Genomic DNA, 275 nt, shown 5'->3' with positions numbered 1-275 from the left:
CAGCGAGGACAATTCGGTCATCGGATTGCGTCACTAATGTACCCCGGGATCGCGAGTTCATCTGCGTGCCCAAAGAGCGTCAGGGCCGTGTCGGTTTTGTTTGCCTCCATGTGATCTGACAACTCAGCTTCAGTGGCGAACACCGTTCCGAGCATCTGATTAAGTTTCTGCAATCCGTTGGCTTTGACGATTTGGGGCTCAAGGGTGCGCGCGCTTGCGTCACCATCAATGTGGATGTGGATTGTCTCGTCCGCCTCATAATCACCAAAGAGGGC

At 54.2% G+C, this 275-nt stretch carries 1 protein-coding gene; it reads right to left on the bottom strand.

Features of this window, described 5'->3' with window-relative positions:
- Window positions 1–17: 17 nt before the first annotated feature.
- Window positions 18–275, bottom strand: a 258-nt coding sequence (locus R0J87_RS20125) for a hypothetical protein (protein WP_498888464.1), incomplete at its 5' end; no start/stop codon positions are given.

The organism is Halomonas sp. SIMBA_159, from assembly GCF_046536035.1.
GTDB lineage: Bacteria > Pseudomonadota > Gammaproteobacteria > Pseudomonadales > Halomonadaceae > Vreelandella > Vreelandella venusta_A.
The sequence above is the reverse complement of the archived record's forward strand: the minus strand, read 5'-3'. Positions and strand labels throughout refer to the sequence as shown.